General features: G+C 60.8%; 18 protein-coding genes and 1 pseudogene. 16 read left to right on the forward strand and 3 right to left on the reverse strand.

The features are described from left to right. Positions 1-251 precede the first annotated feature (251 nt). On the reverse strand, positions 252-911 hold the full coding sequence (locus ACF8EF_RS22720; protein WP_392461246.1) for a pentapeptide repeat-containing protein: 660 nt from the start codon (positions 909-911) through the stop codon (positions 252-254). Positions 912-977: 66 nt separating this feature from the next. After that, positions 978-2873, reverse strand: coding sequence for a quinoprotein ethanol dehydrogenase (gene exaA, locus ACF8EF_RS22725; RefSeq protein ID WP_392461247.1), 1896 nt, complete (start codon positions 2871-2873; stop codon positions 978-980). A 254-nt stretch (positions 2874-3127) separates the two neighbouring features. On the opposite strand from exaA, the gene pedF reads away from it, so the two are divergent. The 16 genes from pedF (at position 3128) to ACF8EF_RS22805 (ending at position 20928) form a co-directional block, all read left to right on the forward strand. Beyond that, complete coding sequence (gene pedF / locus ACF8EF_RS22730; protein WP_176684107.1) at positions 3128-3589, forward strand: cytochrome c-550 PedF; 462 nt, start codon at positions 3128-3130, stop codon at positions 3587-3589. 5 nt (positions 3590-3594) lie between these two features. Beyond that, on the forward strand, positions 3595-4470 hold the full coding sequence (locus tag ACF8EF_RS22735) for an ABC transporter substrate-binding protein (protein ID WP_209966622.1): 876 nt from the start codon (positions 3595-3597) through the stop codon (positions 4468-4470). Positions 4471-4478: 8 nt separating this feature from the next. After that, positions 4479-5240: a quinoprotein dehydrogenase-associated SoxYZ-like carrier gene (locus ACF8EF_RS22740; RefSeq protein WP_392461248.1), complete on the forward strand. Its 762-nt coding sequence runs from the start codon at positions 4479-4481 to the stop codon at positions 5238-5240. 38 nt (positions 5241-5278) lie between these two features. Continuing rightward, entirely contained in the window at positions 5279-6217 is a 939-nt protein-coding gene (locus ACF8EF_RS22745) for a quinoprotein relay system zinc metallohydrolase 1 (RefSeq protein ID WP_176684106.1), read from the forward strand. An 809-nt stretch (positions 6218-7026) separates the two neighbouring features. Continuing rightward, a complete protein-coding gene (locus tag ACF8EF_RS22750; protein WP_392461249.1) occupies positions 7027-8568 on the forward strand; it encodes a class I adenylate-forming enzyme family protein in 1542 nt (513 codons plus the stop codon). Between the two features lie 15 nt (positions 8569-8583). Further along, positions 8584-9618, forward strand: coding sequence for a class I SAM-dependent methyltransferase (locus tag ACF8EF_RS22755; protein ID WP_176684104.1), 1035 nt, complete (start codon positions 8584-8586; stop codon positions 9616-9618). Continuing rightward, the gene (locus ACF8EF_RS22760) at positions 9611-10783 is read left to right on the forward strand and encodes a hypothetical protein (protein ID WP_209966617.1); all 1173 of its coding nucleotides are present in this window, start codon (positions 9611-9613) and stop codon (positions 10781-10783) included. The genes ACF8EF_RS22755 and ACF8EF_RS22760 overlap by 8 nt, the downstream gene beginning before the upstream one ends. A 36-nt stretch (positions 10784-10819) precedes the next feature. Next, positions 10820-11206 carry an ectoine synthase gene (locus ACF8EF_RS22765; RefSeq protein ID WP_176684102.1) on the forward strand — a complete coding sequence of 129 codons (387 nt, stop codon included), beginning with the start codon at positions 10820-10822 and terminating at the stop codon, positions 11204-11206. A gap of 42 nt (positions 11207-11248) precedes the next feature. Next, complete coding sequence (locus ACF8EF_RS22770) at positions 11249-12466, forward strand: MFS transporter (RefSeq protein WP_176684101.1); 1218 nt, start codon at positions 11249-11251, stop codon at positions 12464-12466. 163 nt (positions 12467-12629) lie between these two features. Further along, positions 12630-14417, forward strand: a complete 1788-nt coding sequence (pedH, locus tag ACF8EF_RS22775; protein WP_392461250.1) for a PQQ-dependent alcohol dehydrogenase PedH — start codon at positions 12630-12632, stop codon at positions 14415-14417. Between the two features lie 316 nt (positions 14418-14733). Next, positions 14734-16254: an aldehyde dehydrogenase family protein gene (locus tag ACF8EF_RS22780; RefSeq protein ID WP_003254088.1), complete on the forward strand. Its 1521-nt coding sequence runs from the start codon at positions 14734-14736 to the stop codon at positions 16252-16254. Positions 16255-16484: 230 nt separating this feature from the next. Beyond that, positions 16485-16556 (forward strand): pyrroloquinoline quinone precursor peptide PqqA, encoded by a 72-nt coding sequence (pqqA, locus tag ACF8EF_RS22785; protein ID WP_003243383.1) that lies wholly within the window; start codon positions 16485-16487, stop codon positions 16554-16556. Positions 16557-16607: 51 nt separating this feature from the next. Further along, on the forward strand, positions 16608-16880 hold the full coding sequence (gene pqqD, locus ACF8EF_RS22790; RefSeq protein ID WP_019751154.1) for a pyrroloquinoline quinone biosynthesis peptide chaperone PqqD: 273 nt from the start codon (positions 16608-16610) through the stop codon (positions 16878-16880). Between the two features lie 89 nt (positions 16881-16969). Continuing rightward, positions 16970-18133, forward strand: a complete 1164-nt coding sequence (gene ercA, locus ACF8EF_RS22795; RefSeq protein WP_053870448.1) for an alcohol dehydrogenase-like regulatory protein ErcA — start codon at positions 16970-16972, stop codon at positions 18131-18133. Continuing rightward, positions 18117-19787 (forward strand): NahK/ErcS family hybrid sensor histidine kinase/response regulator, encoded by a 1671-nt coding sequence (locus tag ACF8EF_RS22800; protein ID WP_392461251.1) that lies wholly within the window; start codon positions 18117-18119, stop codon positions 19785-19787. The genes ercA and ACF8EF_RS22800 overlap by 17 nt, the downstream gene beginning before the upstream one ends. A 526-nt stretch (positions 19788-20313) precedes the next feature. Then, a complete protein-coding gene (locus ACF8EF_RS22805; protein ID WP_176684160.1) occupies positions 20314-20928 on the forward strand; it encodes a hypothetical protein in 615 nt (204 codons plus the stop codon). A gap of 42 nt (positions 20929-20970) precedes the next feature. Here the strand turns inward: ACF8EF_RS22805 and ACF8EF_RS22810 are convergent. After that, positions 20971-21189: pseudogene (locus ACF8EF_RS22810) on the reverse strand (D-serine dehydratase); the annotation flags it as partial. Positions 21190-21299 lie beyond the last annotated feature (110 nt).

A 21299-nucleotide genomic window follows, 5' to 3' on the forward strand; every position in this document is an offset into this window, starting at 1 on the left:
TACCCGCGAATACGGTAGCGCCCGCAACAGTGAACGGCAGGTCGAGATTGGCCAGCAGGCCCGGCCCTTTCGCGGGTAAACCCGCTCCTACACGGCGGCCTGCGCCCAACCACCGATGCGTGTCCACCACCGATCTGTATGTAGGAGCGGGTTTACCCGCGAATACGGTAGCGGCGGCAACAGTGAACGGCAGGTGGAAATTGGCCAGCAGGCCCGGCCCTTTCGTGGGTAAACCCGCGCCTACAGGCCCCTCATTTGTCCCAGGTCTCAGGGCACCCCTTGCACCCCTCCATGTTGGCCTCCTGAAAATTCCCGTAATGCTGCCGCGCCCCGCGCAAATCGGCGCGTGCCAGGTTGCTCTGGCCAAACTTGGCCTCCTGCAGATTGGCATCGCCCAGGTTGGCCTCTTGCAGGTCGGCCTTGCTCAACCAGGCCATCTCCAGGTCCGCCGCCTGCAAGTTGGCCTGCTGCAGCTTTGCCCCGGACAGCCTGGCGAACTGCAGATAGGCTGCGCGCAGGTCCGCCTTTTCAAATTGTGCGCCCTGGGCGAACAAGCCCCAGCCCTGAATGGCCACCAGCTTGCTGTTGCTCAGGTCGGCCAGGCGCAGATTGCTTTGTTGCAAGCTGGCGCGGGTCAGGTTGGCACCTTGCAGGCGGGCTTTTTCCAGATTTGCCAGGTCCAGCTGGGCATGGCGCAGGTCGGCATCGCGCAGGTCGGCACCGGCCAGGTTCATCTTGCGCAGGTCCTGGTTGGCCAGGTTGGCGCCGCGCAGGTTGGCCCCCGGGCACTGGCTGGCTTCGGCAATCACGCAGCCGTTGATGGTCAAGGGGGCATCGTTGCCGGCGTCGTCGGCGTTCACTGCCAGGGCGGGGGATAGCGCCAGCAGCAAGGTAAAGGGCAGGTAATTCATGGCGAAAGCCTCTGGGCAGGAGAAGGGCAGAAGCGGGGAGGGGCGCAAGCCGCTCCCCGCTGCAGGTCAACGCTGTGCAGTCTTGTTGTCCCAGCTCGGGATCTTGAACACCCAGAACGAGCCCCCCTGAGCCACCGGTTTGGTCAGCTCGGCCATGTCGCCACCCCACAGCGGTACCGCACCGCCGTAGCCGACGGTCACGCCGATGTACTGCTCGCCGTCCTGTTCCCAGGTGATGGGCGGCGAGACAATGCCGCTGCCGGTCTGGAACTTCCACAGCTCTTTGCCCGTCTTGGCGTCGAAGGCCTTGAAGAAACCATCGCCCGTGCCGGTGAACACCAGGTTGCCCTTGGTCGCCAGTACACCGGCCCATAACGGCAGGTGTTCCTTGTGTTCCCAGACCAGCTTGCCGGTGGTCGGGTCCATGGCGCGCAACGTGCCGACGTGGTCGTCGTACATGCGCTTGATACGGAAGCCCATGCCCAGATAAGCCGAGCCCTTCTTGTAGTTCACTTCCTCGGTCCAGTACTCCTCTTTCCACTGGTTGCCGGGGATGTAGAACAGCCCGGTGTCCTGGCTGTAGGCCATGGGGTTCCAGTTCTTGCCGCCCAGGAACGGTGGCGAGACTTCCACCGGCTTGCCCTTGGTTTCACCCGGCAGCGGCTTGGCCGGGCGTTGGCCGGGGTTTTCCACCGGGCGGCCGGTCTTCAGGTCGATATGACTGGCCCAGGTGATGTTGTCGACGAAGGGGAAGGCGTTCTGCAGCTTGCCGTTGTTGCGGTCGACCACATAGAAGAAGCCGTTGCGGTCGGCGTGGCCGGTGGCCTTGACCACCTTGCCGTCCTTGCCTTTGTAGTCGAACAGCACCAACTCGTTGTTGCCGGAGAAGTCCCAGGCATCGTTGGGGGTGTGCTGATAGAACCACTTGACTTCGCCGGTACTCGGGTCGACACCGACCTGGCCGGAGGTGTACAGGCTGTCGAAGTCATGCGGGTTGCCGTCCTTCGACGTGCGCGCCCAGGTATTCCACGGCCCGGGGTTGCCAGCGCCAACAATGATGGTGTTCGTTTCGGGGTCGAAGCTGGCGCTTTGCCAAGGGGCACCGCCGCCGTGGCTCCAGGCTTCGACCTTGCCGGTTTCGGTGGTAGGGTCGTCTGGCCAGGAAGGCGCCTTGACGTCACCGGTCGGGGTGCTGTCCTTGCCGTTCAGGCGGCCCATGTGGCCTTCGACGAAGGGCCGCATCCACACTTCTTCGCCGGTGTCCGGGTCGCGTGCGAACAACTGTCCGACCACGCCGAATTCATCGCCGGAGCTGCCGTGGATCAGCAGCACCTTGCCGCTGGTCTTGTCCTTGATCAGCACTGGCGCACCGGTCATGGTGTAGCCGGCGCTGTGGTCGCCGAATTTCTTGTTCCACACCACTTTGCCGGTGCGCTTGTCGAGGGCGATGACCCGCGCGTCGAGGGTGCCGAAGTAGATCTTGTCGCCGTAGATCGCCGCGCCGCGGTTGACCACGTCGCAGCAGGGGCGAATGTTGTCGGGCAGGCGGTGACTGTAGGTCCACAGGCGTTTGCCGGTCTTGGCATCGAGGGCGAATACCCGCGAGTACGAGCCGGTGACGTAGACCACGCCATCGCTGACGATGGCCTGGGATTCCTGGCCGCGCTGCTTCTCGTCGCCGAAGGAGTAGGACCAGGCCGGGGTCAGCTTGAACACGTTCTTGTCATTGACCTGGGCCAGCGGGCTCCAGCGCTGGGCATTGGTCCCCATGCCGTACTGCAGCACGTCCCGGGTGGTCAGGTGGTCATTGGCGATGTCTTCCCAGGTGACGTTCTTGCCGGCAGGTACAGCGGGTGTGCTGGCCGCTGTTGCCACATTGCCCAGGGCCAGGCTACCGGCCATCAGCAGGACGCGCACGCTCAGGGCCAGCGGGGAAAGGGCGGGTAGCGATCTTATTGTCATGGTTGCAGTTCCCAGTGGAGGTTTTGGCCTGCACAGGGTGGGGCGCAGCGGCTATCGCGGGATACGGAAAAAGTCCCGCCCTTGCCGGGAAAAGTTCCCGCACGGCACCTCAATTGGCCCTTCGCCACAAGCCCTACTACCAAGGGATTAAGGCCCGGACACCAAAGCAGCATTCGGTCGCCCGCGGGGTGTTTCTAAGATGGCGGCACGGCCTCTGTGGTTGAGGCTTTGTGTGCAATGGTGAGGGCATAACAATGACAACAAAATGCAATGTGTTGCTTGCTGCTGGAGTGCTGGCCGCAGCCGTGCTGACCGGTACAGCCTGGGCCCATGGCAACGTGGTGCCCCAGGCAGTGGAGACCAAGGGCCTGACCCCGATCAAGGACGCTGGTGTGACCCTGGACGACGACGGCTGGGCGGCGGTCAACCCTTACCGCAGCTCACCCGAGCACGACAAGGCGGTGGAAATCGGCGCCTCGGCCTACAACCAGAACTGCGCCGCCTGCCATGGCCTGGAGGCCAAGTCTGGTGGTATCGCCCCTGACTTGCGCATGCTCGATGCAGGTGATGCTGGCGATGAATGGTTCGTCGAGCGGGTACGCCACGGCGCGGTTCGCGACGGCCGCGTGTACATGCCGAAGATGGCCGATTACCTCAGTCAGGAAGCCCTGTGGGCGGTGCGCACCTACCTCGACAGCGTGCACGTCGAGGAGTGACGGCCATGCGTCTGTGGGCGGTGCTGTTGAGTGGCCTGCTGCTGTGTTGCGCGGCGGCCCAGGCGCAGGTGCGCAACTACGACGCGATCATCGCTGCCGGCGAGCTCAAGGTGGCGGTGTACAAGGATTTCGCCCCCTACAGCTTCCAGGACCACGGCCAGCCGCGTGGTGTCGATGTGGAACTGGCGCAGGCCCTGGCCACGGCCTTGGGGGTACGCCTGCAGTTAATCTGGGCGCCACCCGGAGAAAAGCTCGACGATGACCTGCGCGACTACATCTGGCGCGGCAGCCCGCTGCGTCATCAGCAATTGGCCGACCTGATGATGCGGGTGCCTTACGATCGCGCCTACGCGCAGCGGCGCAACGAGCTGGGTGAGCTGGAAAACGCCCAGGTGGTGATGTTCGGCCCCTATCAGGAGGAGCGTTGGCAGGTGGCCTACGATCGCCGTCGCCTGCCGTCGGTGGCCAGTGTCGCGGTATTCCAGCAGCATCCTGTCGGGGTCGAGGTGGACAGCGTGCCGTCGTTTTACCTGACGTCGGTGTTCAACGGCATGCTTAGCGCCAGGACCCACCATTACCCCAGCGTGCAACAGGCATTTGCTGCGATGCAGTCCGGCCAGGTGGACGCAGTGATGGCGATGCGCGGAGAGGTTGACTGGCAGCTGCACCAGGCCGCCGATGCGCAACTGGCCTTGGCAGAAAACGCCTACCCGAACCTCGGTAAACAGGCTTGGGAAATCGGCATGGCCGTGCATGAGAGCAACCGGCAGCTGGCCTATGCCGTGGAGGAGGCCATGGAGGCGATGATTCGCGATGGCCGGCTCAAGGCGATGTATGCCGCATACGGCCTGCGTTACGAGGTCCCGGAGATGTATCAATAGGAGCGGCCATGAACTGGCGAGCAACTTTCCTGCTGGCCTGCTGGATGCCCTGGGCCGCCCAGGCTGCGACACAAGGCACCCCCACAGACCCGGTGCCTTCCGTGATGTGGGACTTCTACCACAAGCAGTTGCTGGGGCAGGCGGCGTTCGTGTTCGATGACCGTGTGAAGCTTCTGGCGCCGCCCTTTGCCGAGGATGCACGGCAGGTACCGCTGGAGATCGACGCCCGGGCGTTCACGGGCGAGGTGGTGCGGATAATCGCCTGGGCAGAACTGAACCCTCTGCCGCGCATCGTCGACTTTCAGCCCGGCGAGCGCGTGTTGCCCTGGTTGTCGATCCGCATCCGCATCGAACAGGCCACACCGCTGCGCGCCGCCGTACTGACACGCGATGGCCTGTGGCACGTCGGTTCGACCTTGATCGATGCTGCCGGCGGCGGTTGTACCGCACCCAGCGCGGTGCGCACCCAGCCCGGCTGGGAGGAGCACCTCGGTGAGGTGCTGGGCGGGCGCTACCCGCGTGGTGACAGCAGCCGCCTGCGCCTGCAGGTGGCCCACCCCATGGATAACGGCCTGGTCAGCGGCATTCCTGAATTCTTTCTCAACCATGCCGAGTTGCAAGGTGCAGATGGCCAGCGCCTGGCCAGCCTGGAGCTGTATCCGGCGGTCAGCGAAAACCCCAACCTGGGCTTTGACATTCAGGGCCCCGGGCCAACACGGCTGCTGTTGCGGGACAACAGCGGCAACCAGTTCGAGGCGGCGCTGCCCTGAGCGCGTTGTCTGATTTCACCCTGACCCGAGGCACCATCATGCGTTGGATCCTGTTGTTGCTGCTGTGCCTGGGGCTGCCGGCCCAGGCTGATCTGGCGTACCGGCTCACACCCCGGCAGATCGCCGAGGGCACCTGGTTGCTGGAAGGCAGCACCGACAATTTCGCCAAGGCCAATGGCGGCAATGTGGTCAACACCGCGTTCATCGTCACCGACAGCGGTGTGGTGGTGATCGACAGCGGGCCGTCGAAGGGCTATGGCGAGGCGTTGCGCAAGGCAATTGCCACCCTCACCGACAAGCCGGTAGTGGAAGTGCTGTTGACCCATCATCATCCTGACCATGTGCTGGGCAACCAGGCCTTTGCCGATGTGCCGATCGGTGCCCTGGCCGGCACCCGCGACCTGCTGCGTCAGCAAGGCGATGCCATGGCCGAGAACATGTATCGCCTGGTCGGCGACTGGATGCGCGGTACCGAGGTGGTGCTGCCGACCCGGGTGCTGCAGCCGGGCGTGCATGAGGTGGGTGGGCACCGACTGAGGTTGCTGGGGCTGGGCGGGCATACGGGTGCCGACCTGGCGATTTTCGATGAAAAGACCGGGGTGCTGTTCGCCGGCGACCTGGTGTTCTACCAACGCGCCCTGACCACGCCCAACAGCCCGGGGCTGGACGTGTGGCTCAAGGACCTGGATACCCTGCAGGCACTGCCCTGGAAACAGCTGGTACCCGGGCATGGCCCGGTGGCCAGTGATGCGCAGCCGTTCGTGCAGATGCGTGACTACCTGGGCTGGCTCGATGGCCTGATGCGTGATGGCGCGGCGCGCGGTGACGACATGGCCGAGATGATCCGCAGCCCCATTCCCGAACGGTTTGCCGGGATCAGCCTGACGCGTTATGAGCTGATCCGCAGTGTCAGCCACCTGTACCCCCGGTATGAGCGTCAGCAACTCCGGCGCATCGATACCAGGCCCCCAATCTGATGGCGGAACGCGCTGCTCTATGGAGTACGCCCGTCACCGAGGCGGCGCGCTGTCGTGCAGCAGCCATGATCCACGTGGCTTGAGAGCCGAGTCGGGTCGGTGGAATGCTGCTCATGGAACACTGTCGAGTAGCATATTGTCCACTACAGGTTGGAGAGGTGCGGAGAAGTTCGCGACTCCCAGTGGCCTGGTAAAGGTATTGTTCGGGCGGGCGTTCATGCCACGTTTAAACGCTGCTCGTTGCAAACGGGTGGGGTAACTTTCTTGGATCTTCCAAATATCTGTCAGATACTTCTGATAACAAAATATTTCAAATTGCTGGTGTGCGAACAATGTCACTGAGTAGTGACAAAAATGACCTGACTTTATTTAGAATCGCCTTGACGTGATAACTTTTGTGGTGGAGGATTTTGCTTGTCGATATGTTTGGTTTTTGTTGGTGGTGTGGGTGTCAAGCAAATATAAGTGGTGTTTTTATGTTTTTCCGTTGTCATACCTCTGTAACTATTTGTAATGGTTGTCTCTGTTCCTCTCTGTCTGTCTGAAGTCTTGAGTGCATAAATATTCTGAACCTGTTTGCAGGCTATGCACACCTTTTGAAGGAAATCATCAGAGTGAGTGGTGCCGCTTTCCCAAATCGGTAAGACAGAGTATGTCAGTTGCTATTGATTTTTAGATAACCCGCACGGCCAACTTACTGAAATCGACGACCTTCGAGTTTCTGCCTGCAGCTGTAAGGTACTTATATTTTTGTGAGCGCAAGAAAGCGCCGTTAGCACCCGAGCAAGGGATTGAGAGGATATCGAGCCATGCCTTTGTTTCATAAAGTCATTGCGGACAATGCCAATGCATACCCAAGCAAGTCAGCAATCGTTTTAGACGGTGTAGCAACTTCCTATCGAGTGTTGCAACAACAAGCGGATGATATCGCATCTTTCCTGCCAACCCTGGGAATTGCTCCAGGCGATCGTGTGGGTCTGTACTCGGCAATTTCCGTACAACTGGTAGCTGCTTATCTGGGCATTCTGCAAGCCGGAGCAGTTACTGCTGCTATCCATCATACCCTGAGCCGTGCCAGGCTGATTCATCAACTCAAGCATTCAGGCGCTCGGTTGCTGATCACTGACTGCACCGACGACCTTCCGGGCCTTATCAAGGCCGTTGGGCTTGAATGGGTGCTGCTCACGACCCCGAGCGCTGTGCTCCCGCCTCAGGTCATTCAAATGTCCGATGCCCTCTCCAGACCTTCGCAAAAGGCTGCTACGAGGCATCCGCCATTGATTGAAGACCCCGAAAGGTCTACGTCGATATTCTATACATCCGGATCGTCCTTCAATCCGAAGGGCGTGCTGGTCAACCACCGAATCATGTTGGCTGCCTCACGCCAAGTCACCGCCTACCAGCAGAACACCCCAGATGATCGCGTCCTCAGTTATTCGACTCTGGCCTCCGATTATGGTGTCTACAACGTGATGATGCCGCTGGTAGTCGGCGCCACCAGCGTGATTGAAAGCCAGCCGGCCACTACTGCCGAGGACATACTCGCAGTGGTTGAACGGGAGGAGGTAACCGCCGTGCATGTGTTTCCTCCATTATTTTTCCTGTTGGCCAATACCGGCCCGCATTGGGACGCTCGGGTGCCCAGCCTGCGTTATATATCCAGCAGTGGCCAGGCTCTCTACACCCGTCATATCCAGAAGATTCGGCAAGCTTTGCCTCGGGTACGGATCTTTTCCAACTACGGGCTCACGGAATGCAAACGTGTCAGTTACCTGCCTCCCGAGGAGCTCGATCAGCGCCCGGCCTCGGTGGGCAAACCTCTGCCCGGCGTCTGCTTGTACTTGGTGGACGAGCGAGGGCGGGCCATTGACCAGCCTGGGGAGGTCGGCGAACTGCTGGTAACCAGCGACTACCTGATGCTCGAGTATTGGAACATGCCCGAGGCCAATGCCATGGCCTTCCTACACAATGCATTCGGCCACCCGCGCCTGTTTCGCACAGGTGACCTGTTCAAGCGAGACGCCCAAGGCTATCTCTACTACGTGGCACGCAAGGATGACGTGTTTTCCCGCAATATCTGGAAGGTCAACCCGCGGGAAATTGAACAATGTTTGGCGTCACACCCGGCGGTTGCCGAGGTATTAGTGGTGCCGGTCGCAGACGAATCGGCCGGGCACGTACCGAAGGCCTATGTTGTGCTCGAAACTGACCATATACAGACCATCGAGCAATCCCTGCGTGATCACTGCATAGCCCAATTGGACTGGCACATGGTGCCGGCTTATTACGTGTTCCTTGAGGCCTTGCCAAAAACCGATTCAGGCAAATTCAGCGCCAGAGGGCTGATCTGACAGCAGGAGAGACACATGAACGCTTTTCCGCAGCAATCGTTGGACGACGCCAGTCTTGACCACGACCTCCATCAAAGCGCCATGTTGAAACTGGCCGAGCATTTTCACAGCCTGGCGACTGGCGCGAGCCAAGTTCCGTCGCAGTCTCTGGACAGCCACCTCAAGTCACAGATCGACGACCCTCAGGTACTCGAGTACCACGACCGCCTGCTTGCGGGGGCGGGCCCACTGTTTTCGCATTTTCTAGCTAGCGTACCGTACGTCCTTGAGGAACTCTCCAGGATTGGCGTGACGCTGTCCCGACTGGTCTCGGCCTACCCGCCCAGGGCCGGCCAGCGCTACAGCATATTCGAGGTGGACGCCTTCGATGGTAGTAATGGTCGTGCTTTGGCTGGCCAATCCCAAGGCCTGATCCATAGCCTCACCTCGTCGCCCAACCGTGCCAACCAGATAGCCTTCGAGCAGTATGCCGACCCAGCCTTATCACACTTCTACCCGCACTCATTCTTCAAAATGAACACGAAGCTGCTGCAAAAGCCGGAATATAAAGCGTTCAGCCAGGGATTCGATTTCATATACGAAATGGCCGCATTCCAGTTCTATAACCGTAACCGCGCGCAACAAATCGCCCACATCAAGCGTTTTCTGAAGCCCAGCGGGCTGGCATTTTTCCTCGAAAAGCTCAACCACCCCGATTCAGAAGAGTATCTGCGACGAGAGAAGATAAAGGACGAAGTATTCAAGATCCGCTACTTCAAAGTGGAAGAAATCCGTTGGAAACGCCAGCAGATGCTCGTGCAGATGCAAAACGGTCAGGTCACCATGGAAGAACTGGTAGGCGCCCTGTCGGCTCGCTTCAAGCACGTCCACCTGCTGTGGAGCAGCAGTAATTTCTGCGAGTTTGTGGCCTCGGACGACGAACAGCGGATTGAACGATTCCTCAAGCTGCTAGGCCCGGTTGTGCAACCACCGGGCTTCTGCTTTGAAGGTTCGCGACTGGGTTCGGTGGTGCTCCATGGTAACCAAGTCGAGGTGCCGGCCAATGTCTGAAAACGTTCAACAGGTATTGCATCGCGCCGCCCAACCCGCGCCCTGCCAACGGGCACTGCAACACCTGTCAAGGTGGCGCGAGCGAGCGGGAGCAGCGCAGAAAGACCGTCGTTTGAGCCGCGATACATTCAACGAACTGTTCACCGGTGAGTGGCTGGATCTGTTGTCGCCTCGAGCGCCTGCAACCCGCAGCTCACATTGGCCAACAGTGGTGGAGAGCGCACGCATTGCCGCAAGGGCCTGCGCCTCCACCGGCTGGGTGATGGCCTTGGTGGGTGGGCACAGCAGCATCGCTCGACGTTTACCCCCGGCATGCCAGGATCAAATGTACGCTGACGGCCCCCGGCAGCTGTTCGCCTCGGCGTCCACCAGCGCCAACAGCCAGCTCAGCTACGAGGCGTGCGGCATAAGGGTGAACGGGCGCTGGCGGTTCAGCTCAGGGATCGAAGACGCGACGTGGTTGATGCTCAATGCACCTTGTCAGAACCACCCGGCTGCCTGGCACACTCCACGTTTTCTCGTACTGGTCGCCGCGCAGGATATTGAGCGAATCGACAGCTGGGACAGTTGCGGCATGGCCGCAACTGGCTCTCACGACGTTCAGGCTCACCAGTTGCTGGTGCCACACGAGCGGGTTTTCGCCTTGCATGAAATCTTCGCCCAACGCCCATCCAAACCGGAGATCGATTACATCGACCGTTTGCCATTGGCGCCCTTTCTGGCTACTTCGATCATCGGTCCGTTGTTTGGCTGCGCGGAGGGGGCCCATGATGCGTTCGTCTCGGCGCTCACTGACTCGCTGGCCAGCGACCCAAGGATTGCCGAGCAGGTCGCTCACTCGGCCGCACAATTGCACAGCGCTGGCCTTCTCTATGACTCGTTGATATCGCGGTTGCATGAAGCAGGCATTCACGATCAAGCCCTGAGTACCTGTCAACTGCTGCGGTTACGCCGCGACCGTGCCTATTTGGCGAGGCAGTGCGTGCAAGCGGTGCAACGTCTGGTAGGACGGCTCGGTGCCTCTTCGTTGGCGGCAGGGCATCCACTCCAGCGCCATTGGTGTGACATCCAGGCCATCGCCGCGCATCGCGATCTGGCCTGGAGCGACGCGATGCTGGCTTGCGGCGAAGCGACCTTGCGCAATGGTAGTCATGACCAAGCATGACTCTTCATTCAATTCCTTATACCCAGAGAGGTTCACATGTTCATCCGCAGCAGGTCCGACGTGGAGAAAACCGCCTACTACGTGGAGTGGGGCGCCGGCACTAGCCATCGTCTACTCACCGAACGTGATGCCATGGGATTTACCCTCTGCCACACGGTGGTTCGTGCCGGCACTGAATCGCTGTTGCACTATCGGAACCATTTGGAGGCGTGCTACTGCATAGCCGGGGAAGGCGAGGTCGAGGACATGCAGGGGAATGTCTACCCGATACGTCCCGGTGATGTGTATGTACTCGACCAGCATGATCGGCACTACCTACGCGGCGGCAAGGAGCAGGACTTGATCCTGGTCAGTGTGTTCAACCCACCGTTGCGTGGTGACGAGAAACACAACCTCAACGACCGTTTGGGTTCGGCCTATTGAGGTTTGGCAAGGTCTCTTTCTTGCTTCTTACAGGAGTTCAGCATGCGCAAGGATTACCTGGCCTTTTTCATTTCGCTGTTTCTTTCGCGCCTGGCAGACCAGATCCTGTTGTTCATCGTGCCGCTGATAGTGTTCCAGGCCACCAACAGCGTCGCTTGGGCAGGGCTGGCGTTCTTTGTCGAGTCGCTGCCGCGTTTTCTCGCCTTCCCGGTATGCGGCGCACTGTGCGACAAGTTCTCACCCATCAAGATCCTGCACATTAGCCAAGTTTACCGGGCATTGCTGTGCTTGTTGGCGATGGGACTTCATGCCCTGTTCGGCGGTCTTGCCTGGCTGGTGGTACTGTCGGCGCTGTGTGGGGGGCTGACCACTCAGGGCATCATGGCCCGCGAGGTGGTGATGCCGCATATCTTCCAGCACTACAACTACACCAAGACCCTCGCCTATTCTCAGATCGCTGACCAGACGGGCCTGGTACTCGGGCCACTGGTGGCAGCTGCGCTGCTGGAGTTTATGGCATGGCACTGGGTAGTGCTATGGACTGCTGGACTGTTCCTGCTGGCCGACCTGAGCATGCGGGCATGGCAGCGCGCCAGCCAGGTCACCCTGCCGGTGTACGAGCAGCATCGTGATATCTGGTTCCAACCCGTGCGTATCGCCTTCAGGCATATTGGCGAACAGGCCGAACTGAAGAAGATCATCACCTTGGCCGTCGGCGTCAACCTGATCGTCGGGGTCACCTTAGCAACCTCGGCGGCCATGGTGCTCGGCGAGCATGGCGCTGGCAAGGACACCTACGCATGGCTGCAGGCGGCTGCCGCAGTAACTACTATCGTGATCCTGTTCTTTCTCGCCCGGGTGGTGCTGCCGTTACGGGTAATGGGTGGCGTGGGCTACTTGATGATTGCCGCCGGCGCTTTCATCAGTGCCTTGAGTCCGAACTTTGCAGGGTATGTGCTGGGGTTTTTGCTGATTGTCGGTTTCGACAAGATGTTCAATGTCTATATGCGCAATGTTCGGCAGCGGGTAATTCCGACCCAGGACTTTGGCAAGACGGTGGGAGTGGTCACATTGCTCAACAACTTGTCGCAACCGTTGGCGGGCTTGCTGGTGGGAATACTGGCGGCGCCGGTGGGGGCGCAAGGGGTTATCTTGCTGCTTGCAGTGCTGACTACCGTGATTGGAGCGGGAGTTGTGTGGTGGTTTGGCGGCGTACGGCGTTTGCCTGGGGGAGCAGTTATCCAAGGCAGGGCAGATTGACTCAAGCAGTTTCTGGTTGAACAGGACGGGCAAACCCAACCCCTACCAAGGAACTAGAAAACTCCGCACTGCGGGCAATTGTTGGCAATCGGGTCGGGACCAAGAATTCCCGACACACCGGGAAATTTTCCCGGGCACAACAAAAAAACCAAAGGTAGCCGTCATGACCCGATCCCCACGTCGCCCCTTGTTCGCCGTGAGCCTGGTGCTCAGCGCCATGCTGCTTGCCGGCGCGGCTCACGCCGCTGTCAGCAATGAAGACATCCTCCAGGACCCGAAGAACCCGCAGCAGATCGTGACCAATGGCCTGGGCGTGCAGGGCCAGCGCTACAGCCCGCTGGACCTGCTCAACGTCAATAATGTCAAGGAGCTGCGCCCGGTCTGGGCGTTCTCCTTCGGCGGCGAGAAGCAGCGCGGCCAGCAGGCCCAGCCGCTGATCAAGGACGGGGTGATGTACCTGACCGGCTCCTACTCGCGGGTGTTCGCCGTGGACGCCCGCACTGGCAAGAAACTGTGGCAATACGATGCACGTCTGCCGGATGACATCCGCCCCTGCTGCGACGTGATCAACCGCGGCGTCGCACTGTTCGGCAACCTGGTGTTCTTCGGCACGCTGGATGCCAAGCTGGTGGCCTTGAACAAGGACACCGGCAAGGTGGTCTGGAGCAAGAAGGTCGCCGACCACAAAGAAGGTTACTCCATCAGCGCCGCGCCGATGATCGTCAATGGCAAGCTGATCACAGGCGTTGCCGGCGGCGAGTTCGGCGTGGTGGGCAAGATCCAGGCGTACAACCCGGAGAACGGCGAACTGCTGTGGATGCGCCCCACCGTGGAAGGGCACATGGGCTATGTGTACAAGGACGGCAAGGCGATCGAGAACGGCATTTCCGGCGGTGAGGCGGGCAAGACCTGGCCTGGCGACCTGTGGAAGACCGGCGGCGCAGCGCCTTGGCTGGGCGGTTACTACGACCCGGAAACCAACCTGATCCTGTTCGGTACCGGCAACCCGGCGCCGTGGAATTCGCACCTGCGCCCCGGTGACAACCTGTACTCTTCCTCACGCTTGGCGCTGAACCCGGACGACGGCACCATCAAGTGGCACTTCCAGAGCACGCCGCATGACGGCTGGGACTTCGACGGCGTCAACGAGCTGATCTCGTTCAACTACAAGGACGGCGGCAAGGAGGTCAAGGCTGCCGCCACGGCGGACCGCAACGGTTTCTTCTACGTGCTTGATCGCACCAACGGCAAGTTCATCCGCGGCTTCCCGTTCGTTGACAAGATCACCTGGGCCACGGGCCTGGACAAGGACGGCCGGCCGATCTACAACGACGCCAGCCGCCCGGGCGCACCCGGCAGCGAGGCCAAGGGCAGCTCGGTGTTCGTCGCCCCGGCCTTCCTCGGCGCCAAGAACTGGATGCCGATGGCCTACAACAAGGACACAGGGCTGTTCTACGTGCCGTCCAACGAGTGGGGCATGGACATCTGGAACGAAGGCATCGCCTACAAGAAGGGCGCGGCGTTCCTCGGTGCCGGCTTCACCATCAAGCCGCTCAACGAAGATTACATCGGCGTGCTGCGTGCCATCGACCCGATCAGCGGCAAGGAAGTGTGGCGCCACAAGAACTACGCGCCGCTGTGGGGCGGCGTGCTGACCACCAAGGGCAACCTGGTGTTCACGGGCACGCCAGAGGGCTTCCTGCAGGCATTCAATGCCAAGACCGGCGACAAGGTCTGGGAATTCCAGACCGGCTCAGGCGTGCTTGGCTCGCCCGTCACCTGGGAAATGGACGGCGAGCAGTACGTTTCGGTGGTCTCCGGCTGGGGCGGTGCGGTGCCGCTGTGGGGTGGCGAAGTGGCCAAACGGGTCAAGGACTTCAACCAAGGCGGCATGCTCTGGACCTTCAAGTTGCCCAAGCAGTTGCAGCAAACGGTCAGCGCCAAGCCATAACGCCTGCCTACTGCCGCTTGCTGCCGCTGATCGGTAGCAAGCGGCCCTAGGCTCTGACGAAAAGCCTTGATACTTGTTCATGCTGCGTTGAAAACAGCCTCGGAGTGCTCATGTACTCCAGTACAGTCGGGCGCGACCCCGGCCGTTCCTCGGCTGTTTTCGCCTTGCCTGACCTGCGTCTCAAGACTTTTCGTACAGAGCCTACTACCAAATGACGAGAGCCCCGCTGCCAACGGTGCATTCGCCCGGCACGCGGGCTTGTTACCATCGGTGCATCGCCTGTCGTGGGACAGGCACCGACCCGCAGAGGCTCAGCATGATCTACGCACAACCCGGAACTCCAGGCGCCGTCGTATCCTTCAAACCCCGTTATGGCAACTTCATCGGTGGCGAGTTCGTGCAGCCGTTGGCTGGCCAGTACTTCACCAACAGCTCGCCGGTCAATGGCCAGCCGATTGCCGAATTCCCGCGCTCCACGGCCCAGGACGTCGAGCGCGCCCTGGACGCCGCGCATGCCGCCGCCGAAGCCTGGGGCAAGACCTCGGTGCAAGACCGTGCGCGGGTACTGCTGAAAATTGCCGACCGCATCGAACAGAACCTGGAAGTGCTGGCGGTTACCGAAAGCTGGGACAACGGCAAGGCCATACGCGAAACCTTGAATGCCGACGTGCCGCTGGCAGCGGACCACTTCCGCTATTTTGCCGGTTGCATCCGCGCCCAGGAGGGTGGCGTAGGCGAGATCAACGAAGGCACCGTGGCTTATCACATCCACGAGCCGCTGGGTGTGGTGGGGCAGATCATCCCGTGGAACTTCCCGCTGCTGATGGCCGCCTGGAAGCTTGCCCCGGCCTTGGCCGCTGGCAACTGCGTGGTGCTCAAGCCCGCAGAGCAGACGCCCCTGTCGATTACCGTCTTTGCCGAACTGATCGCCGACCTGTTGCCGGCAGGCGTACTGAACATCGTCCAGGGCTTTGGCCGTGAGGCCGGCGAGGCGCTGGCCACCAGCAAGCGCATTGCCAAGATCGCTTTCACCGGGTCCACCCCGGTGGGCTCGCACATCATGAAGTGCGCGGCCGAGAACATCATCCCGTCCACCGTCGAACTGGGTGGCAAGTCGCCGAACATTTTCTTCGAAGACATCATGCAGGCCGAGCCGGCGTTCATCGAGAAGGCTGCCGAAGGCCTGGTGCTGGCGTTCTTCAACCAGGGCGAGGTGTGCACCTGCCCGTCACGGGCGCTGATCCAGGAGTCGATCTACGAACCGTTCATGGCCGAGGTGATGAAGAAGATCGCCAAGATCACCCGCGGCAACCCGCTGGATACCGAAACCATGGTGGGTGCCCAGGCGTCCGAGCAACAGTACGACAAGATCCTTTCGTACCTGGAAATTGCCCGGGAGGAGGGTGCGCAGCTGCTCACCGGCGGTGGTGCCGAGCGGCTGCAGGGTGACCTGGCCAGCGGTTACTACATTCAGCCAACCCTGCTCAAGGGCAACAACAAGATGCGCGTGTTCCAGGAAGAAATCTTCGGGCCGGTGGTGGGCGTGACCACCTTCAAGGACGAAGCCGAAGCGCTGGCGATCGCCAACGACAGTGAATTCGGCCTGGGCGCCGGCCTGTGGACCCGCGACATCAACCGTGCCTACCGCATGGGCCGCGGGATCAAGGCCGGGCGAGTGTGGACCAACTGCTACCACCTGTACCCGGCGCATGCGGCGTTCGGGGGGTACAAGAAGTCCGGTGTTGGCCGCGAGACCCACAAGATGATGCTCGACCACTATCAGCAGACCAAGAACCTGCTGGTGAGTTACGACATCAATCCGCTGGGCTTCTTCTAGACCGCGTCGCGGCCTTCGCGGGCTCGCCCGCGCCCACAGGTTCACCGTTGGTTCCAGAACCGGTGAAGAACCTGTGGGTGCGGGCGAGCCCGCAAAAGGGCCGGCACATGCATGGCCTACCCGTACCAACGCACCCCGCAAGCTCGTTCCAAAGTAGCATTCGGTCCAGTGCGCCCCCGTGCATTAATGCATCTACCGGAATCCTCCGGCACAAGAAGAGGACTTGCCCTATGTGGACTAAACCCGCCTACACCGACCTGCGCATTGGCTTCGAAGTGACGATGTATTTCGCCAACCGTTGATGACGGCCCGGCCATCGCCATGGTGGCCGGATCCTCCTGGAGCATGTGCCTGTGAACCTGATTGATCGCCAGCAAGCCCTTGCCTTGGGGCGAGGCTTGCGCCTGGGCTGGGAGCCACAGAAGGCTTGCCACGTGCTGTTGTACGCCGGGGGCATCATCGAGCTCAATGCCAGTGCCGGCTGGGTCTTGGCGCTGCTGGACGGCCACAGTACCGTGGCAACGGTCATCGACCGCCTGGCACAACGCTTCCCCGATGTACCGGGGCTCGAAGAGGACGTACTGGCGTTTCTGGAGGTGGCCCGCGCCAAATCCTGGATAGAATGACCGGTAGCCCCGCTTTGGTCTGGTTGCTTTCGTGGTGGGATGCTTTACGCTGGCGTTTATCTTCCAGAACAATAAGAACAGGCTTACCGATGAGCCAGAGTTTCAGCCCCCTTCGCAAGTTCGTATCGCCTGAAATCATCTTTGGTGCCGGCTGCCGGCACAACGTGGCCAATTACGCCAAAACCTTCGGTGCGCGCAAGGTACTGGTGGTCAGCGACCCTGGCGTGATCGCCGCCGGCTGGGTGGCGGATGTGGAGGCCAGCCTGCAGGCCCAAGGCATCGACTATTGCCTGTACACAGCGGTGTCACCCAACCCGCGGGTCGAGGAGGTGATGCTCGGCGCCGAAATCTATCGGCAGAACCACTGTGACGTGATCGTCGCCGTCGGTGGCGGCAGCCCGATGGATTGCGGCAAGGCCATCGGTATCGTGGTTGCCCATGGGCGCAGCATCCTCGAATTCGAAGGCGTGGACATGATCCGCGTGCCCAGCCCGCCGCTGATCCTGATCCCGACCACCGCCGGCACCTCGGCGGACGTGTCGCAGTTCGTGATCATTTCCAACCAGCAGGAACGCATGAAGTTCTCCATCGTCAGCAAGGCGGTGGTGCCGGACGTGTCGCTGATCGACCCGCAGACCACCCTGAGCATGGACCCGTTCCTGTCGGCCTGCACCGGCATCGATGCGTTGGTGCATGCCATCGAGGCCTTCGTGTCTACCGGCCACGGGCCGCTGACCGACCCCCATGCGCTGGAAGCCATGCGCCTGATCAATGGCAACCTGGTGGAGATGATCGCCAACCCCACCGATATTGCGCTGCGCGAGAAGATCATGCTCGGCAGCATGCAGGCGGGGCTGGCGTTTTCCAATGCGATCCTGGGCGCCGTGCACGCCATGTCGCACAGCCTGGGCGGTTTCCTCGACTTGCCCCATGGCTTGTGCAACGCGGTGCTGGTGGAACACGTGGTGGCGTTCAACTACAGCTCGGCGCCGGAGCGTTTCAAGGTGATTGCCGAGGTGTTCGGGATCGACTGCCGCGGTCTCAATCACCGGCAGATCTGTGGGCGCCTGGTGGAGCACTTGACTGCCCTGAAGCATGCCATTGGCTTCCATGAAACCTTGGGCCTGCACGGGGTGCGCACGTCCGATATCCCGTTCCTGTCGCAACACGCAATGGACGATCCGTGCATCCTCACCAACCCCCGTGCGTCGAGCCAGCGTGATGTCGAGGTCGTTTATGGCGAGGCCCTCTGACGAGCAGCAGCGGGCGTTGGCCGGGCTGCTGGGGCTGGGTGACCACTCGGCGCGCAAAAGCCATTACCCGGAGCTGTCCGCCCGCCTGGACGAACTGGAAGCCGAACGCAACCGTTACAAATGGCTGTTCGAAAACGCCGTACACGGTATTTTCCAGGCCAGCCTTCAGGACGGCATGCGTGCCGCCAACCCGGCGCTGGCGCGCATGCTTGGCTACGACGACCCGCAGGCGGTGCTTTTTTCCCTGACTGACCTGGCCGCCAACCTGTTTGATGGCGGTACCGAGGAGTTGCAGGCGATCACGGCGGTGCTCGCCCGTGAGCACAGCTTGCACGGCTACGAAACCCGTTTGCGGCGCAAGGACGGCAGCCATCTCGATGTGCTGATGAACCTGCTGCTAAAACCCGGCCATGAAGGGCTGGTGGAGGGGTTCGTTGCCGACATCACCGAACGCAAGCAGGCCCAGCAACGCCTGCAACAGCTCAATGATGAACTGGAGCAACGGGTCGCTGCGCGTACCGATGAATTGCTGGAGGCGCGTGATGCCGCCGAAGCCGCCAACCGCAGCAAGGACAAATATCTCGCCGCCGCCAGCCATGACCTGCTGCAGCCATTGAACGCCGCCCGCTTGCTGATCTCGACCTTGCGCGAGCGGCCATTACCAGAGGCCGAGCATGTGTTGGTGGAGCGTACCCACCAGGCCCTGGAGGGCGCGGAAGACCTGCTGACCGACCTGCTGGACATTTCCCGGCTCGACCAGGCGGCCGTCAGGCCGGACGTGGCTGTGTACCGCCTGGACGAGGTGTTCGCGCCGCTGGTCTCGGAGTTCAGCTCGGTGGCCGATGCTGCAGGCCTGAAGCTGCGTGCACGCATAGCCGATTACGCCATCAGCACTGACTTGCGGCTGCTGACGCGCATTCTGCGCAACTTCCTCAGCAACGCTTGCCGGTACACCGACGAGGGGCGGATCCTGCTCGGGGCGAGGCGCCGCGGCGGCCAGTTGCGGCTGGAGGTGTGGGATACCGGGCGAGGCATCGCGCAGGATCGGCTGCAGGCCATTTTTCTCGAGTTCAACCAACTGGACGTTGGCCGCGCTGCCGATCGCAAGGGTGTCGGCCTGGGGCTGGCCATCGTTGAACGGATCGCCAAGATTCTCGGTTACCGGATCGAAGTGCGCTCGTGGCCGGGGCGTGGCTCGGTGTTCAGCATCGAGGTACCTCTTGGCAAAGAAGTGCCGCTGGCTGTTCATCAGGCTGTGCCGCTGCCCAGCGCCGGTAATCCGCTACCGGGCCGCCGCCTGCTGGTGCTGGACAACGAAGTGAGCATACTCGAGAGCATGGGCGCGCTGTTGGGGCAGTGGGGGTGCGAAGTGGTTACGGCTACCGACCAGGAGGGCGCCTTGCTGGCGTTGCAGGGGCGAGCCCCGGAACTGATCCTGGCCGACTACCACCTGGACCATGGCGTGGTGGGTTGCGAGGTGGTGAGGAACCTGCGTGAGCATTTTGCGACTGCCATACCGGCAGTGATCATTACCGCAGACCGCAGCGATCAGTGCCGGCGTGGCTTGCAGAAGCTAGGGGCGCCGCTACTGAACAAACCTGTGAAACCCGGGAAACTGCGGGCGGTATTGAGCCAGTTGCTTCTGGTGCATTGACTGGGTAGTCGTTCACCACTCAGCGAAATAGAGCACTTAAATGGCCTGTCGCGGAGTTTGGATCCACGGGTCTTTAAAACTTACCATTCGGTCAGCTTGCAAGAAGTTAGTAAACTAACTAATACGGCTTTAAATACCGCTGGTCGGTGCTTTTGCTCAAGAAATGAACGATTTGCCAGTGGGTCGCTCATATTTGCCAGCAAGTGTGTTCTTCAAGCAGCGCACTTCGCACCTCTCCCCAGAACGTAATGGACGTTCAACTTGATCTGAATCGCAGGGATGCACACGGGGCTTTTTTACCTCTGACGATGGAGTAACGCCATGCCCAACCGAGGCTCAACGGTTGAGCCACTGTGTGCAATTGAGTAACCATTCGCTGTTTCAATTAACGATATGAATTTGGTCTTCCCGGTGCGATCAAGTCGCACGCGTGCTTGTTGCAAGGCCATCTAGCGCTGATGCATTACGTGGAGAATTCGACGTGGAGTTTAATACAATTATTAGCCTGTTCGGGCAGAAAGAATCCATGGAACTGGTGCGGTTGTCGGTCATTTATGTTCATTTGCTGGCCTGTTGTATCGCCATCGGCCTGGTATTTACCAGCGATGTCGAGATGGTCAGGGACTTGTTGAAGGGGCATCAACAGGCCAGTCATAACGGTAAGCACATGGCGCGATTACAGGCGTCCGTTGCCAATGCCTTGATATTCTTGTGGCTTACCGGTGCCGCAGTCATTGGTATCGATTACCTTGAAAAGGGCATGAGTTATTTTGCCAACCCCAAACTTCACGCCAAAGTCATTATTGTCTTGCTCCTGACCTTTAATGGCATGTTGTTGCATCGCTATGTATTGCCTGCCTTGCTCAAGGCCGGTTCATTGCTTGACCTGAATATAGGCGTGCGGATGTTTGCGCTGTTTTCTGGCGCACTGTCAGGTGTTTCCTGGTTATATGCAGCGATGCTGGGCGTCGGTCGGCCACTGGCCTGGAAGTATTCGTTGACCGAGTTGCTGTTGGCCTATCCGGTGATGATCCTGCTTGGCTTTGCCCTGATGGCTGCACTGACCCAGTGGGCGCGAAAACGCAATATGGTCAAAGCGACGCCAGCACCTGTGTGGCCGCTGGCGGGCATTCCTTGCTGATGGCCTGAGGCACTGCAACGGCGTTGCGAACCGGCGCTTCGGTTACACGTTTGCCTGCTCGCTGCGCCCTTTGGCCAGATAGGCGTTGAACTCATCTTCCGGCACCATGCTGCCCCCCGTTCCCCAGACGAGGTGGGTGGCCTGTTGCAGCCGGGCTGGGGTGAAGCGTTGGCGGGCCAGGTACTCGTCGGCTTGCAGCACCCGTAGCATACCCGGTACGCCGGCCAGGGCAGAGGGCTCCAGTTTGACCTTGTCCTGCTCACCGTGCGGATCACTCTCCCACGCGGGTGTGTGCACACACACCAGTGCTGGCTACGATCTCTGTCCCGCGCACACGAACCCTAACAAAGCAAAAGGCGGCTGGCCCTACC

It is taken from the genome of Pseudomonas sp. zjy_15 (assembly GCF_043101865.1).
Lineage (GTDB): Bacteria > Pseudomonadota > Gammaproteobacteria > Pseudomonadales > Pseudomonadaceae > Aquipseudomonas > Aquipseudomonas putida_Y.